Origin of the sequence: Maribacter sp. TH_r10, assembly GCF_033101095.1 — a bacterium.
Classification (GTDB): Bacteria; Bacteroidota; Bacteroidia; order Flavobacteriales; family Flavobacteriaceae; genus Maribacter_A; species Maribacter_A luteus.
Genome location: NZ_JAWMPY010000001.1, coordinates 343269 through 360704, shown reverse-complemented (window position 1 = coordinate 360704; position 17436 = coordinate 343269). Strand labels below are relative to the sequence as shown.

Annotated in this window: 12 protein-coding genes; 6 read left to right on the top strand and 6 right to left on the bottom strand. The window is 40.6% G+C overall.

Annotation, left to right across the window (positions count from 1 at the left end; translation table 11 throughout):
* Positions 1–15: 15 nt before the first annotated feature.
* The 3 genes from R3X28_RS01485 to R3X28_RS01475 form a co-directional block, all read right to left on the bottom strand.
* Positions 16–765, bottom strand: coding sequence for a succinate dehydrogenase/fumarate reductase iron-sulfur subunit (locus R3X28_RS01485; RefSeq protein ID WP_154365907.1), 750 nt, complete (start codon positions 763–765; stop codon positions 16–18).
* A 79-nt stretch (positions 766–844) separates the two neighbouring features.
* On the bottom strand, positions 845–2860 hold the full coding sequence (locus R3X28_RS01480; protein ID WP_317661882.1) for a fumarate reductase/succinate dehydrogenase flavoprotein subunit: 2016 nt from the start codon (positions 2858–2860) through the stop codon (positions 845–847).
* Positions 2861–2872: 12 nt separating this feature from the next.
* Positions 2873–3550, bottom strand: coding sequence for a succinate dehydrogenase cytochrome b subunit (locus R3X28_RS01475; RefSeq protein ID WP_154365903.1), 678 nt, complete (start codon positions 3548–3550; stop codon positions 2873–2875).
* A gap of 557 nt (positions 3551–4107) precedes the next feature.
* On the opposite strand from R3X28_RS01475, the gene R3X28_RS01470 reads away from it, so the two are divergent.
* The 3 genes from R3X28_RS01470 to R3X28_RS01460 all read left to right on the top strand — a co-directional run bounded on the left by R3X28_RS01470 (position 4108) and on the right by R3X28_RS01460 (position 6822).
* Positions 4108–4998 carry a RimK family alpha-L-glutamate ligase gene (locus R3X28_RS01470; protein WP_282054059.1) on the top strand — a complete coding sequence of 297 codons (891 nt, stop codon included), beginning with the start codon at positions 4108–4110 and terminating at the stop codon, positions 4996–4998.
* Positions 4976–5947 (top strand): succinylglutamate desuccinylase/aspartoacylase family protein, encoded by a 972-nt coding sequence (locus R3X28_RS01465; protein WP_317661880.1) that lies wholly within the window; start codon positions 4976–4978, stop codon positions 5945–5947. The genes R3X28_RS01470 and R3X28_RS01465 overlap by 23 nt, the downstream gene beginning before the upstream one ends.
* 305 nt (positions 5948–6252) lie before the next feature.
* Positions 6253–6822 (top strand): peptidylprolyl isomerase, encoded by a 570-nt coding sequence (locus R3X28_RS01460; protein ID WP_317661879.1) that lies wholly within the window; start codon positions 6253–6255, stop codon positions 6820–6822.
* 11 nt (positions 6823–6833) lie between these two features.
* Here R3X28_RS01460 and R3X28_RS01455 read toward each other — a convergent pair whose 3' ends face one another.
* The gene (locus R3X28_RS01455; protein ID WP_317661877.1) at positions 6834–9992 is read right to left on the bottom strand and encodes a VPS10 domain-containing protein; all 3159 of its coding nucleotides are present in this window, start codon (positions 9990–9992) and stop codon (positions 6834–6836) included.
* A 164-nt stretch (positions 9993–10156) separates the two neighbouring features.
* Between R3X28_RS01455 and R3X28_RS01450 the strand changes: the two genes are divergently transcribed.
* From R3X28_RS01450 to R3X28_RS01440, 3 genes are all read left to right on the top strand, one after another.
* Positions 10157–11449: an aminopeptidase P family protein gene (locus R3X28_RS01450; RefSeq protein WP_317661875.1), complete on the top strand. Its 1293-nt coding sequence runs from the start codon at positions 10157–10159 to the stop codon at positions 11447–11449.
* Between the two features lie 173 nt (positions 11450–11622).
* Entirely contained in the window at positions 11623–12702 is a 1080-nt protein-coding gene (locus tag R3X28_RS01445) for an arabinogalactan endo-beta-1,4-galactanase (protein WP_317661873.1), read from the top strand.
* 132 nt (positions 12703–12834) lie between these two features.
* The gene (locus R3X28_RS01440) at positions 12835–14493 is read left to right on the top strand and encodes a sulfate permease (protein ID WP_317661871.1); all 1659 of its coding nucleotides are present in this window, start codon (positions 12835–12837) and stop codon (positions 14491–14493) included.
* Positions 14494–14506: 13 nt separating this feature from the next.
* On the opposite strand, the gene R3X28_RS01435 is transcribed toward R3X28_RS01440, so the two are convergent.
* Both R3X28_RS01435 and brnQ read right to left on the bottom strand, forming a co-directional pair.
* Complete coding sequence (locus R3X28_RS01435) at positions 14507–15958, bottom strand: sodium:solute symporter family protein (RefSeq protein WP_317661870.1); 1452 nt, start codon at positions 15956–15958, stop codon at positions 14507–14509.
* A 99-nt stretch (positions 15959–16057) separates the two neighbouring features.
* Entirely contained in the window at positions 16058–17329 is a 1272-nt protein-coding gene (brnQ, locus tag R3X28_RS01430; RefSeq protein WP_154365885.1) for a branched-chain amino acid transport system II carrier protein, read from the bottom strand.
* Between the last annotated feature and the right edge of the window lie 107 nt (positions 17330–17436).

Genomic DNA, 17436 nt, shown 5'->3' with positions numbered 1-17436 from the left:
GATAAAACTTAATATTTAGAACTTAATAAGGCTGGCTTTGAACAATTCACGGTTCATACGTGCAATGTTCTCCAAAGTAATCCCTTTAGGGCATTCAACTTCACATGCACCGGTATTGGTACAGTTACCAAAACCTTCCAAATCCATTTGGGCAACCATGTTCTTGACTCGGTCCGTGGCTTCAACCTGGCCTTGTGGCAATAGGGCGAATTGAGAGACTTTTGCCCCAACGAACAACATGGCCGAAGAGTTTTTACAACTAGCGACACAAGCACCACATCCGATACAGGCGGCAGCATCCATGGCTTCATCAGCAGCATGTTTTGAAATCGGGATCGAGTTGGCATCTTGGGTATTTCCTGAGGTGTTCACAGAGATATAACCACCAGCTTGTTGTATACGCTCAAAAGCGCTTCTATCTACTACCAAATCCTTTATTACGGGAAAAGCCTTGGCTCTCCATGGTTCAATGGTTATGGTATCACCGTCCTTGAACATTCTCATGTGCAATTGGCAGGTGGTAATTCCTCTATCGGGACCATGGGCTTCCCCATTTATATGTAAAGAACACATACCGCAAATACCTTCGCGACAATCGTGGTCAAAAGCAACAGGTTCTTCGCCAGAATTTACAAGCTGTTCGTTCAAAACATCCATCATTTCCAAGAAAGACATATGTTCGGAAATATCAGACACTTTGTAATCGACCATCTTGCCTTTGTCCTGTGGTCCTTTTTGTCTCCAAATTTTAAGCGTTAGATTCATACTATATGAGTATTAAGTAATATGGTTAATGATATTAGCAGGTTATCGTCATCATACCCACTGCTACAGCTACATATTACTATTTATAACTACGTTGTTTTAATTCAATATCCTTAAATTCCAATTGCTCTTTGTGCAATACCGCATCAGCAGGTTCCCCTTTGTATTCCCAGGCGGAAACGAAGGCAAAATCCTTATCGTTACGTTTGGCTTCCCCTTTTTGTTCTCCGTCCAATTCAACGGATTCCTCACGGAAGTGACCTCCACAGGATTCTTCACGAACAAGGGCATCTTTGGCGAATAATTCACCAAGTTCTAAGAAATCGGCAACACGACCGGCTTTTTCCAACTCCGGGTTCATTTCGTTTGCTGATCCAGGAACTTTGACCTCTTTCCAGAATTCTTCGCGAATCTGTTTAATTTCGGCCATTGCTTCCTTTAACCCTTTTTCATTACGTGACATTCCGACTTTATCCCACATTACTTTACCTAAACGTTTGTGGAAATAGTCTACCGATTTTGTTCCATTGTTATTGATGAAGAAATCGATTTTGTCTTTTACTTCTTTTTCAACTTCATCGAATTCTTTGGTGTCGGTTGGGATGGCACCTGTTCGAATATCATCGGCTAAGTAATCACCGATAGTATAAGGTAGAACAAAATAACCATCGGCCAAACCTTGCATTAAGGCAGAGGCTCCCAATCGGTTGGCACCGTGATCGGAGAAGTTGGCCTCCCCGATACAGTAAAGACCGGGAACAGTTGTCATTAAGTTATAATCTACCCAAACCCCTCCCATGGTATAGTGGGTTGCAGGATAGATCATCATAGGTGTTTTGTATGGGTTCTCATCTACGATCTTCTCATACATTTGGAAAAGGTTTCCATATTTTTCTTCTACGATGGCCTCACCTAATTCGGTGATTTTTTCTTTGGAAGGATTGGATATACCCTGGATTTTAGCTTGTACTTTTCCATATCGTTCGATAGCCGCTGCGAAATCCAAATATACGGCCTCACCAGTTGCGTTAACACCGTAACCGGCATCACAACGTTCTTTTGCGGCCCTTGAAGCAACATCACGTGGCACCAAGTTACCGAAAGCAGGGTAACGGCGTTCTAGATAGTAATCCCTATCTTCTTCGGCCAATTCCGTTGGTTTTAATCTACCTTCCTGAATAGCTTTGGCATCCTCTAGTTTGGCTGGCACCCAAATTCTACCATCATTACGCAATGATTCTGACATTAACGTTAATTTAGATTGGTAGTCTCCCGATCGGGGAATACAGGTTGGGTGAATCTGTGTAAAACAAGGATTTGCGAAAAACGCTCCTTTTTTATGTATTTTCCATGCTGCAGTTGCATTGGATCCCATTGCATTGGTCGAAAGGAAATAAACATTACCATAACCACCGGTGGCAATAACAACGGCATGAGCGGAATGACGCTCAATTTCACCTGTAATTAAGTTACGGGCAATAATTCCACGGGCTTTCCCATCAATCTTAACAACATCAAGCATTTCATGGCGATTGTGCATTTCAATCTTACCACGGGCAATTTGACGGTTCATGGCCGAATAACAGCCAAGTAATAATTGTTGACCGGTTTGTCCTTTGGCATAGAATGTTCTTGAAACCAATACACCACCGAACGAACGGTTGTCTAACAACCCTCCATAATCACGTGCGAAAGGAACCCCCTGTGCAACACATTGGTCAATGATATTGGAAGAAACTTCGGCCAAACGATAAACATTCGCCTCACGTGAACGATAATCGCCACCTTTTACGGTATCATAAAACAAACGGTAAGTAGAATCACCATCGCCCATATAGTTTTTAGCGGCATTAATACCACCTTGCGCTGCTATTGAGTGTGCTCTACGAGGGGAATCTTGGTAGGCAAAAGCTTTTACATTGTATCCCAGCTCTGCCAAGGTAGCAGCAGCAGATCCTCCTGCTAATCCAGTACCAACCACAATAATGTCTATGTGACGTTTGTTCGCAGGGTTTACAAGGTTTATTTTATCCTTGTAGTTAGTCCACTTGTCTTTTATTGGCCCTTCGGGCACTTTTGAGTCTAGTACAGACATAGGTAAATGGTATTAATGGTTAAAATGATGGAAGAGGGCAACAACTATAAATCCTAATGGAATAAGGATCGAATATGCCTTGCCAATATTTTTCATTGCTTTTTGTCTTCCCATGGTCGCTCCTACGGATTGGAAAGCGGAAGTAAAGCCGTGCAATAAATGCAGCGCCAATAAAATAAAGGCAATTACATAAGCACCTACCCTTAAAGGGTTAACAAATTTATGTTGTAGCTCTTCGAAATAACGAAAACCTTCTCCGTCCGCCAAAAGGCCAGACATATCGCCTTGAACATATTTTGTATTCAATTCAGGAATCCAGAAATCAATGAAGTGTAGTACGATAAAGGCCAAGATGACCAATCCACTATAAATCATGTTTCGGCTCATCCATGTGGAATTGGCAGCGCCATTGTTCCTGGCATACTTAATGTTCCTGGCGCTTTTGTTTTTAGCTTCAAGAACAAATCCCATAACAAAATGGAAAACCACACCAAAAATCAAAATGGGTTGAAGCCCAAATTGTATTAAAGGGTTGGTGCCCATGAAGTGGGAGAGGTCATTGAACACATCTTCACTAAAGACAGATGTAATGTTTACCGCTAAATGGATGACTAAAAAAATAATAAGAAAAAAAGCAGAAAATGCCATTGCATATTTTCTACCTATCGAAGAATTAAAGAACCCGCTCATTGGTTGTTGATTTTGAGGTGCAAATTTACGTTACCGATGAATTATGGACAAGTTTTGAAGTACTTAAGTAGCCTTATTTAGATTCATTTTAAGCACGTACAAAATCTGTTTAAAGTTTCATGCGAAAAAAGCCTGTTCAATAGAACATTCTTAAACAAGAAATAGGACATAATTAGTGCAAATATTACTAGTAGAACCATTGGAAATCAGTTAATAACAGTTGTTTTTTAATTTTCATCAAGGAATAGGGGTTACAGCTCGTCTTTATTTAGGATAAAACAGTCATAAAATTCGTAAAAGCCATACGCTGAAAAACCAATCATTTGAAAAGCTTTTTTTAAGGGCATTTTCATATTAGTTATGAGGTTTTTTTTCAATTATTAGGATTGGAAAAACAGATTTGAGTAAAAATATATAGGATTGGCCAAGGTTTCATTTTTATATTTCCGCAAATTGTAACTTTCTTTATGAACCAATAATTTGATGGGGTAATTAGCCATATTCCGATTTTTAACCGATATTACATTCAAATCACTTAAACCAACCAACTAGATTCGATGGATATTGGACTTCTTTCTGTGAGTATGAATGTGTACTCTACAAAACGCATTGCGGAAGAGGCTGAGGAACGTGGACATTATATAGAGTTGATCGATCATACAAAATGCTCGGTGAAATTAGGCTCGGGAAACCCCAAGGTCTATTACCTAAATGAGAATATTACCGATGCTTTTGATGCCATTATTCCAAGAATAGGGGCAAAAGTCACCAAACACGGAGCGGCCATAGTTAAACAGTTTGAGATGAACGGGGTATTCAGTACGGCCCATGCATTGAGTATTTCCAGGGCAAGGAATAAAGTTAGGACCTTGCAGATTCTATCGCGCAAGCACATTCCCATTCCTGAAACGTTGTTTTCAATAAATCCGGATGACATTGAGCATCAGATAGAGTTATTGGGAGGGCCACCTGTTATCATTAAACTTCAGGAAGGTACGCAAGGGCTTGGGGTGATTTTGGCCGAAACTAAAAAATCGGCTAAATCGATTATCGATACCTTTTATAAGATGGACACCAGTATTCTTATCCAAAAGTATATTGAGGAATCTAACGGAGAGGACATTCGTATTTTTGTTGTGGGCCAAAAGATAGTCGCGAGCATGAAAAGAAGTAGTGATGTGGAGGATTTTCGTTCTAATGTACATCGGGGTGGTTCAACAGAAGCGATAAGACCTACCCCCAAGGAGCAACATATGGCTTTGAATGCAACCAAGCATCTTGGCTTGGGGGTTGCAGGGGTTGATATTATACGTTCTAAAAAGGGACCTTTGCTTATTGAGGTAAATGCTTCTCCGGGCCTGCAGGGTATTGAATCGGCAACAGGAATCAACATAGCCAAGGAAATAATATTGTTTGTAGAAAAGAATGTTTCAAGAAAAAGAAAATAAAATCATTGAAATTGGGGGGGAAGCCGTTCTTCCAGGGGAAAATAAATCTGTCCATATTAAAATTGATAGACTTCCGACGGGCACCCTTATCGATATACCTGTATATGTTTTCAATGCAAAAAAACCTGGGCCCACCCTATTGGTACAGGCAGGGTTACATGGTGATGAGGTCAATGGTATAGAGATCGTACGTAGAATGTTGCATGAAAATTATTTTGCAATTGATAAAGGTGCCGTTATTGCCGTTCCTATTTTAAACGTTTTCGGATTCATTCATTTTTCACGTGATGCGCTCGACGGGAAAGATGTTAATCGTAGTTTCCCCGGTGCAAAGTCCGGTTCTATGGCAAGCCGTATGGCCTATCATTATGCTTCTCAGATTCTTCACCAAATAGATTTTGCCATCGACTTGCATACAGGTGGCGCCCAACGCCATAATTATCCGCAAACACGTTTTACCCAAAATGATTTAAAAAGCAAGGAATTAGCAACGATTTTTAATGCGCCATTTTCTTTTTCGTCCCGTTTGATCAAAGGGTCGTTCAGGAATGCTGCCTTTCGTTTGGGTAAACCTGCAATTGTTTTTGAAGCCGGTGAAAGTATGCGTTTTGATGATTTTTCAATTCAAGAAGGGATGCAAGGTATACGTAATGTACTTAGTAATTTTGGGATGAGTGAAAGGGCAGCTCCGAATCTCGGTGAACGAAATGACCCGGTTTTGCTGGGTGAGCGTAAATGGCTTCGCGCACCAACTGCAGGAATGTTCATTCCAGAAATCTTAAACGGAATCGAGGTTCGAAAAGGCCAGGAAATGGGTATTGTAACCGATACATATACCAAGCATAGTAAAAAAATAAAGGCCCCTTTTGATGGTTTTGTTTTCAGTATAAACCACCAAGCTGTAGTAAATCAAGGCGATGCCCTTTTTCATATAGGAAAGCCGATCTGAATAAAAGGTTTGATAAAAAGACGTACATCAAGATGGATTTGTCCGAAGTAAGGAGCCCAAGATCACAAACCGCTTGGTCTGTCACATTGTTCATACTTATAATTTAGTATATAATACTGGACTTTAATCGGTTATTTCGGCTTCTAACCTTTGTTACAGTTGTTTGTATGTTGGAATAAACAGGACAAAACCGACTGATCGGTCGGTTTAGAGTATTTGAAGTCTTTCTGTTTCGTGATACCCTTAAGGTGGTTATTCCATTTTATTTACTCTCTTTTTTATAACTTGACCGAAAGATTCAGGAAATGTATAAATTATTTTTACCGGTTTTGTTCTTATTATCCACTTGTGGTAACCAAACAAAGCTTGAAGTAGGGCAAATTAAAACCCCAAAAGGGGAAATTTTGATTTGGTTGTATGATGAAACACCAAATCACAAACAAAGTTTTTTGCAATTGGCTAAAAATGGGTATTGGGATTCTCTTACATTCAATAGGGTAATTCCCGATTTTGTGGCCCAAGGTGGTTGTCCTGATACTCCTGAAGGTTTTAATGATCCCGAATATCTTTTGGAACCGGAATTCAATGATAAATTGTCACATGAATATGGCGCGGTAGGTGCCGGCAGGGATGATAACCCTGGTAAACTATCGGCCCGATGTCAATTTTATATTGTTCAAAACAAAAATGGGGTACACCGATTGGACGGGGATTATACCGTATTCGGAAAAGTAATCAAGGGAATGGACGTCGTTGATGCCATTGTGAACAGCCCAAGGGATTCCATTGACCAGCCTTTAACACCAATATCTTTGGACGTTAATATCATAAAAATGAATGCCGAAGAATTGAAGGCCTTAGCCGTCAATAAATAATATATTACGGTCTAAGATTTAATTTTTCTATCCAGTAGAATTTGATATTTGCTCTTTTTCAGTTGGGAGTTCAATTGTTTTACATCGACCTTCATGAACTTTTTAAACTTTTCATTTACGTTTTCCAAACGCTTGTTGAAAATGGCATAAACCTCACGTTGTTGGTCGGTTGGTTTAAAATCTGCTCCATTCGCCCCAATATCGCTGGCCAAGGCACTTAATCTACCATAAAGTTTCATGGGTGATCGAAAGGCATCTTCCCGTGCTCCAGTCAAATGAATGTCATATAAAGAACCTGATATTGATTCGGCCATTTTTCGGAGCTCTGTCGCACGTTGAATGTCATTTTCACGTTTTAAGCTGGGGAGAACTTCATTCAATTCGGCCCTTAGGGTTTCTAGATCATTGATTAAGTTAACTGCATAGTTCATGGCATCCCTTAATTCCAACGAAAAAGCTACTTGTTCCTTAATACTTTCCAATGTGCCTTCAGATGCTGGGTCTTTAAGAACGGTCAATTCACGAACATATTCATCTTTACCTATTATGAGTTTTACCTTATAGGTATCGGGCACTACCCGTGGCCCGAATTGTCCACGCCATAGATCCAAATCCCATGTAACCAATGGGCGCCAACCTTCCCCGTTGAGCTGTACCCATGGTCTTCCGGGTGGGGTCGACTTTAATTTGGGCTTGTAGGTGGGTTCGTATCGTAAATTCCATACGGTTCTATGAATGCCTTTGTCATTTTCACCTTTTAACGTACGTATGATATCATTGTTGGCATCCAATATCTGTATTTCCACTTTTTGATCTGTACTATCTTTTAAGTAATAGTTGATATCTGCCCCGTACTTTGGGTTTCGGCCAGAGTTATTACTGGGTCCATCGGTCTTTATACTTTCTTTTTGTTGAAAGCGATAGGCTTGTCGTAAGCTAAACAAATGGGCTTCTTCTTTTTTGGCGTACGAATCGAATTCACGAAGGGGAGAAATATTATCAAGGATGTAATAGCCCCTGCCGTAGGTACCGACCACCAAATCATCAAAACGCTCCTGAATTTCGAGCCAATATACCGGTGCAGGGGGTAGGTTATTTCGCAGGCGCATCCAATGGGCGCCGTCGTCGTGACTGATGTACAAACCATTATCAACCCCGGCGTAAAGCATACCTTCCCTTTTGGGATCTTCTTTGATGACATGAACGAAGCTGTGAACCGACTTTGGAATGTTGCCACTTATCAATTTCCAACTTTTGCCATAATCCTCTGTTTTGTAGATATAAGGATTAAAATCACCCATTTGATGTAGGTCCACACTGATGTACGCAGTGCCTTTTTTATACCGAGAGGTTTCTATATTGGATATAGTACCCCATTTTGGTAGGTTGGGGATGTTTCGGGTCACGTTCGTCCAACTTTCACCTCCGTTTCGAGTGAATTGTACTTGACTATCATTACTACCTGTCCATATTACCCCGGCTTCTATTTTTGATTCCTGTATCGCAAATAAGGTAGAACCGTCAAAGGTCATAAGGTTGTCTTTGGCAATACCCCCTGAACTTTGTTGGTGCGATTTATCGTTTAGGGTAAGGTCTGGACTGATTACCTGCCAACTTTGACCGTTATCATCACTTTTATGCACATATTGACTTCCTACATAAACCCTGTGTTTTACATGGGGAGAAAAGGCAAGGGGGAAATTCCAATGCCAGCGGTATTTCATTTCGGCAGGGGCCCAGCCGTAACCCGCTTCAGGCCATACGCGAACATCTTGTGAATGTCCTGTTTTTGCATTGTACCTTTCCAATCCACCATCATAACAACCCGACCAGACAACATCGTTGTCAAAGGGGTCTGGTTGCGCAAATCCACTTTCACATCCGCCCACTCCTTTCCATAAACCAATTGGTATATATCCTTGCAGGCTATTGCTGGGACCTTTATAAGAGTAGCCATCTTGACGGTTTCCATAGACGTTATAAGGTATTTGGTCGTCTACGGCCACATGGTACATTTGGGCGATGGGTAGTACCACCCTTTGAAAAGTTTCCCCATGATTAAGACTAATACTCGCTCCTCCATCATGTGCGACCATGATACGGTCGGCATTGGTTGGGTCTATCCATATATCATGATTATCGCCACCTGCCTTGTAACCACCTTTTAGGGTTTTGCCACCATCTTTTGAAGTGCTGAACTTTACATTCGCAAAATAGATCTCATTGGGGTCATTGGTCGATACGGCCATGCGAGTGTAGTAGGGGGCTCGCTCATTGATATCGTGGTTGCGGGTTTGGAGTGTCCATGTTTCACCAAAGTCATTCGATTTATAGAGGGCCGGACTATCAATCTCAAAAAGGGCATAGACTGTATTGGGGTTTGAATGGGAAATGGCGACACCGGTTTTTCCAACGGGATTGTTTTTTCCTCCCGGTAATCCTTTTTCTGTGAGCGCTTGCCATGTGTCACCCCCATCAAGGGATCGGTATATACCGCCACCGGGACCACCACTGTTCAAACCCCATGTATTTATATGTATGGACCACATGCCGACCAATAACCTATCTGGATTTTTAGGATCCAAGGCAATATCCGCAGCTCCCGTATTTTCGTCAATGAATAGGATTTGTTTCCAACTTTTACCACCATCAATGGTCTTGTACACACCGCGCTCCTGCTGAGGTCCATAGGTATGACCCAAGGCAGCTGCATAAACGATATCGGGATTGGTAGGGTGAACAACGATGCGGCCTATTCGGCCTGTTTTTTCAAGTCCCATGTTCTTCCAGGTCTTACCTGCATCTTCCGACTTGTAAATACCGTCCCCCATGGCATGGGCAGGCCTTATAACAAATGTTTCCCCTGTACCCACCCAAATAACATCGGGATTTGTAGGGGTTATGGCTAAAGAACCAATGGAAGAAACATCCTGATCATCGAAAATCGATTTCCAAGTTACCCCGCCATCCGTTGTTTTCCATAAACCTCCTGAGGCCGCGCCGATATAATTGATCATAGGATTTCCTGGAATGCCGGCAATGGCAATGGTCCGGTTACCTTCAGGACCTATAAATCGGAATTTCAAGTTTTTGAATACTTCAGCATCAGTCTGTGCATTGCTATTGAATGAAAAGAATAATAGGAAAACTATAAAAAATCTTGAACTCATATGAAATGGACGATTGGAAGAATCCCTTAAACAGAAAAAATCTCCAACGAGTTTGATAATATAGGGATGCCGTAATTTAATTTATCCTTACTAAGATAATTAAATTTAGAAATTGACCCTTTACATATCGGAATTATTAATTTTGTGGTCCAAATACATTCCACATGAAATACGAACAGATCAGCAGTGAACTTTTTATTAAGAATCGCAGGAAATTCATGTCTAAAATGGAGCCTTCGAGTATTGCAGTGTTTAATTCCAACGATATCTATCCCGTAAGTGCGGACAGTACTTTGCCATTTGAGCAACATCGCGATATCTTTTATTTAAGTGGAGCCGATCAGGAAGAAAGTATTTTATTGCTTTTTCCGGATGCCCATGACAAGAAACTTCGTGAGGTCCTTTTTGTACGTGAGACCAATGATCATATTGCCGTTTGGGAAGGTGAAAAACTGACAAAGGAAAAGGCAACGGAAATATCCGGAATCGAAACCATTTATTGGTTGAGTGAGTTTGACAAGGTGTTTTTTAACTTAATGACCGAAGCGGATACAATATATTTCAATACCAATGAACATTACAGACAGTCCGTGGAGACCCAAACCCGCGAAGATCGTTTTATCCGGGATTGCAAACAAAAATTCCCAGGGCATAAGGTCGCCAAAAGCAATCCTATTTTACAGGAAATAAGAGGCGTTAAGGAGCCTGAAGAAATCGACTTGATGCAAACGGCCTGTAATATTACAGAAAAAGGTTTTAGAAGATTATTGGGCTTTGTAAAACCGGGTGTATGGGAATATGAGATCGAAGCCGAACTTTTACATGAGTTTATCCGAAACCGCTCTAAAGGTTTTGCCTATACCCCGATTATAGCATCCGGTGCCAATGCCAATGTGCTGCATTACATCGTGAACAATCAGCAGTGTAAGGATGGGGATATGTTGTTGATGGATGTTGCTGCTGAATATGCCAATTATTCCAGTGACCTCACAAGGACCATTCCTGTAAATGGAAGGTTTACCGAACGTCAAAAAGCAGTATACCAAGCGGTATTAAGGGTGAAGAACGAAGCTACGAAAATGTTGGTACCCGGTACCGATTGGGCAGAGTATCATAAGGAAGTAGGGAATATCATGACTTCGGAACTGTTGGGCTTAGGCTTGTTGGACAAGGCCGATGTACAAAATGAGGATAAAAACTGGCCTGCCTATAAAAAGTATTTTATGCACGGTACCAGTCATCATATCGGATTGGATACCCATGATTATGGACCATTAAAATCCCCTATGAAGGCCAATATGGTCTTTACCGTTGAACCGGGCATTTACATTCCGGAAGAGAATATGGGTATTCGAATTGAGGATGATGTGGTAATCCAAGAAAAAGGGGAGCCTTTCAACCTTATGGCCAATATACCCATTGAAGTAGAAGAGATAGAGGAATTGATGAAGGCCTAGTCTTCGCTATCAATGTGATTTTACATTCCCTTTGAATACATGCCATAATCTAAAATTCGGGGGAATATTGGGTTGTATTTAAGTTGCTGTACATCTCTTCGATAGTATTATATACTAACACTGATTATTTGTTTCCAAGTTTTGGGACCTGACTGCTTAATGTTACATAGGCAATGAATAGAATTATTCAATTTGTTTTACCTTTTTTGGTTGTTATTTCTTGCGCCAAGGACGAGGTACATGTAGCCGACACATCGTATACAGATTCAAAGACCATTGCAGCGGTTGACATTTCGAGCTATCCTGAAATATCGGAATCAAATCCCATTTTCTATGACCTTGAAGGCAAAGAGAGCAATTTTCTGGACATACTAAAGTCAAACGGAGTCAATACCATTCGCTTGCGTTTATGGGTAAATCCGGAAGGAGAACATTCGGGATTCAACGAAGTGAAAACATTTTCCAGAACACTTAAGACCCAGGGATTTAAAACTTGGTTGACGCTTCATTATTCAGATACATGGGCCGATCCTGCCCACCAGGAAATACCAATGCAATGGCAAGGATTGGATTTTTCCGGTATAAAAGACAGTGTCTTTAACTATACCAAAAGGGTTATGACCGAACTTCAACCCGATTACATTCAAATCGGGAATGAAATCAATTCTGGCTTACTTCATCCTTATGGGGATATTTCAAAGAATCCGGATAATTTTAAGATGTTGGTGAATGAGGGAATTACCGCAGTGAGAGCTGTTTCAGAAGAGACAAAGATTATTTTGCATTTTGCGGGTATTGAGGGTTCCGATTGGTTTTTCAATCAAGTACATACCTTGGATTATGATATCATAGGGTTGTCATATTATCCCTTATGGCACGGAAAATCGTTAAATGACCTCCAAACCACCATACAAAGTTTGGGCAATACGTACTCAAAGGATGTGCTAATAGCAGAAACGGCCTATCCCTTTACATTGGATTGGGATGATTGGACGGATAATATCGTTGGATCGAATGATCAATTGATACTGCCGGACTACCCTGCGACTCGCGAAGGGCAACAGAACTTTATAGCGCAAATTAGAACAATAATGAATCAAGTAGAAAACGGATTAGGCTTTTGTTATTGGGGAGCTGAGCTTATTTCATGGAAGGGGAGCGAATCAACGGAAGCATCGCCTTGGGAAAACCAAGCATTGTTCGATTTTGACAATAAAGCCTTACCTGCAATACACGAATTTAACACAGAATGAAATTCATTTGATCCGTAAACGGGTTAATTCGTAAAACACCACTAATATCAAAGGAACATCGATAATCCAATAGAGGTACATGGGTAATAATTTGGATTTTGTTCGAATAAATTTTAAAGGAGAAATATTATTATGAATACTATTTTTAAACCTAAATTCTTCACAGTTTTAAAATCAGGATTGGATAAGAAACAACTATCCAATGATGTTTTATCGGGCATTGTAGTAGGCATTGTGGCCTTACCTTTGGCCATAGCCTTTGCCGTAGCCTCGGGAGTATCCCCGGAAAAAGGACTTATAACGGCCATAGTTGCGGGTTTTTTGATTTCATTACTGGGAGGTAGTCGTGTGCAGATCGGTGGGCCAACAGGTGCCTTCATTGTTATCGTCTATGGTATCGTGGAGAAATATGGTATAGATGGATTGATTATTTCTACCATATTAGCCGGCATGTTACTGATTATCTTTGGATTGCTGAAGTTGGGTACCTTACTCAAATATTTTCCTTTATCATTGGTCGTAGGGTTCACAAGTGGTATTGCAATCGTAATATTTTCCACACAGATCAAGGATGCCTTGGGTTTACCTATAGATAAGGTACCTTCCGAATTCCATGAAAAATGGTTGGTCTATTTTTCGAACTTGGATCATATTAATTGGGAGGCATTTACATTAACTGCCATAACAATTTTGATTACGGTTTTCTCAAAAAAAATAACAACGAAAATTCCGGGTTCCTTCATTGCTATTATACTAATAACTCCTTTGGTCTATCTGTTGAAAATTGATGTACCTACCATCGAGAGCTTTTTTGGTACGATCCCTAATAATTTTCAGATAACCATTCCTGATATTCATTGGAACCAATTACAAAATTATGTCGCACCTGCAATGACCATAGCTTTGTTGGGAGGTATTGAATCCTTACTTTCAGCAGTTGTTTCCGATGGTATGATTGGGGGAAAACACCGTTCCAATACCGAACTTATTGCCCAGGGAATCGCAAATATCATAACACCATTTTTTGGAGGAATTCCTGCTACAGGAGCTATAGCCCGTACTGCTACTAACGTGAAAAACGGGGGTAGAACACCCATTTCAGGAATGGTACATGCAATGACCTTATTGCTGATCATGTTGTTCTTGGGCCAATGGGCGAAGTTGATACCTATGTCTTGTTTGGCGGGTATATTAATCGTGGTCGCTTATAACATGAGTGAATGGAGGTCTTTTGTATCTATCCTCAAAGGTTCTTATTTTGATATCCTTATATTATTGACCACTTTTTTCATTACGGTATTTTTCGATTTAACCTTGGCCATTGAGGTAGGGGTGGTATTGTCGGCCATTCTGTTTATGAAAAGGATGGCGGATTTTAGCGAAAAACGTATCGATGATTTTATAGATACTGATGTAATCGAGAATTATTCTGAACTACCTGCCGGTCTAAATATTTATGAGATCAGTGGACCCTTGTTCTTTGCATCTGCAAGAAGATATTCAGAGGCTATTGAGGAAATCGGGTTAAAATGTGAGGTCCTAATTATTAGAATGCGACATGTTTCTTTCATTGATCAAACAGGATTGCACAACCTGAAGGATACCATTAAGATTTTGAAAAATAAGAACATTACTATACTTCTTTCAGGATTGAATCCTCAGGTCAAAACAAAATTCGAAAAATACCAATTGAACGATTTGATCCAGGAAGATCATATTTTCGACAGTTTTAATAAAGCTACCCAAAAAGCATTTGAGTTGTTAAGTCATCCACCTAAAAAAAGAGAATAACCAAAGTTGATTCCTATCGGTTCAAGATATTGGCTTTGGCAATGAATTTTTTGCTTTTTTCCATATCACCTTCCGTTAGAAAACTAAAGATGACATATAAGAAGAACGAAATAGAGATACCGATCAACGCTTGTTCGGTCGATGCTGTTTCCCATGCTACGGGCAAATCCAACCCTAAGGCTACCAAAAGATTGTAGGTTGAAAACAACAATCCGAACAGCATGGAGATAATGGCGGCTTTTGAGGTGCCCCTTGCCCATAAAAACCCCAACACCAACGGTATAAACGCACCGCTGGTAAGAAAATCGGAGCCAATCCAAGAAATTCTTAAAACCGACTGTATCTTCAAGGCAATCAGTAGTGCCAAGGCACCCAGGAGAAAGGTCGATATTCTACCTATCGTAACATTATGGGACGGACTCGCATTCGGGTTTATATGTCGTTGGTACACATCAACCGTTAAGGAAAGTGCCCCTGTATTGATAAGGGAATCCATCGTAGACATGATAGCGGCACTCAATCCCACAAATAGAACGGCACTGATTATGGGATTGGGAATATTGCTGATCAAATCGGGAACTATTCCACTTTTCGGAACAGTTTCATATAGTACTGATGCGAACATTCCCGTATAGGTAACCATAAGATAGAGAGGTATAAAAGCGATGAAACTAATAATCATCATTTTTTTAGCGTCCACGGCCTTTTTTGCCGCTGAAATGCGTTGCCAGATATTGGCTTGGATCATCCATGAGGTGCCAAATGTAATTACATAGGCCAAGTTGTCGGATACATTGGTAAAGAATGATATATAACCTTCTTTTTGGTTTGTAATTGCCGTGGACTTTACCGCTTCGATTCCTCCTGATTGATTGTAGGTGATATAAAATAAAAGTACACCCGTCAGTAGAAAGAACACAAATTGCAGTAGATCGGTTAATACTACCCCTTTGAAACCACCGAACAAAGAATAGGTCAATACGATCAAGGTCCCCAAAATGGCCCCTTGCTCATAGGAAATATCAAAAAAGGCATGAAAAAACTTTCCGACCACTATAATCTGAACCGTGGAGCCGATGACCATAAAGATAATAATGAAGATGGTAAGCAATAGTGAAACCTTGTTATTATAACGTTGCTCCATAAGTTGGGGTTGGGATATGGAACCTACGTTACGGATTCCTTTGGCAAATAGGAACATTAGCGCTGTTGCCAAAAGTACAGGTACCCCATAAATCCAGAAGGAACTAAGTCCGTTTTTATGCGCATGGTCAACTAAGTCAATGGCAGATCCTCCTCCCCACCACGATGCCACAAAGGTCACGGCCAACAACCAAGCCGGTAATTTTCGTGAAGCCAAGAAAAAATCCTCACTGCTTTCACTCTTTCTGTTCCATATGCCGATGACAATAAGGGCCAAAAGATATAATGAAAGTAAAAGAATGGTAATGGTCGTATTGGGCATGCTGGTTGGGTTGCTTAGGTCCCAAAAATAATCATTCCCTTCAATTTACCATGGGAAAGGTATGTTGTTAGGCAACGTTTTTAAGTCAATAAGGAATTATCAAACTTTTTTAGCTGTCATATTACTCGTTAAAAAAGCTATGAAGGCTGGTAATACCCAACCCATGCTAAAACCACTTAATGGAATAACTTCGGTAATAGGGGAGATAGTATCACCTAATCCGATACTCCCCATAAAATCTGGTACACTGAACAGAATCGTAGTGACAACCACCGCTTTAAATACTACAGGGGTAGTATATTTTTCAGGCAATACGTTCAATACGATCAAGATGATTGTTATGGGATAAATGAACATGAGAGTGGGTAGGGCAACGTCGATAATATAATCAACATTGAACTGTCCCATACCAACCCCTAGGACGCAACCGATAATCGCCGTTATGGTAAAAGCTTTTTGTGAATCGTTATACCGTGATTTTATAAAATCTGCCGTACCGGTTACAATACCGACCGCGGTGGTGAAACAGGCCAAACTCACCAAGATTCCTAAAAATAGGTTGGCGGTATTACCCAGGGTTTTAATACTTATGCCGTTTAAAAGAGCGGTGCGTGAAATATCGGTATCAAACTCTTTGTGCATTAACGTTCCTGTAAAAATGAGTCCGGCATAGATCAATAGCAATGCGAATCCTGCAATCCAACCAGCCCTTCGTACAAGAGCCCTTTTTTCTGCAAAGGAGTCTCCCTTGTTTTTCAGGTTGATCGAGACGATAATAACGCCACCCACGACCACTGCACCTATGGCGTCAAAGGTTTGGTACCCTTCCAAAATCCCTGCCGAAAAAGGATTTGGGAAAACGGTCTCACCAAAGTCCATCGGATATGAAAAAAGGGTAATGCCAATAATCAATAATAGAATAACAATAATGGCCGGTGTCAAGAACTTTCCGAGAATATCCAGTATTTTGGAACGGTTCATTACAAAAACAAAGACGAGGGAAAAATAAATGATGCTCGTTAAGATATATGGGGTGTCAAAATAAGGTTGAATGGCTATTTCATGGGTCACTGAGGCCGTACGGGGTGATGGTAGTCCTACAGCAATGGCATAGATAATCAGTGAAAATACAAGAGCAAATTTAGGGGATACTTTTTTACCAAAGTCGTAAAGGGTGCCTTGCAAGCGCGCATGGGCAAAAATACCCATGATAGGGATGCATATGGCAGAAATGCAAAACCCTAAGGTAACGAGCCACCAAAAATCACCGGCCTTGAAACCAAGTAATGGAGGTAATATTAAATTTCCTGCTCCGAAGAAAAGTGAGAAAAGGGCAAAAGCCGTGACAAGGGTTTCCTTGATCTTATTCATTGGTGATAATTTCGGGCGCAAAGATACTGTAAATACGGTGCATAAAATCACTTAATTTCATCGATTAAAAAGCACAGTTTACCGATTATTCTGCATTTCATCGAATT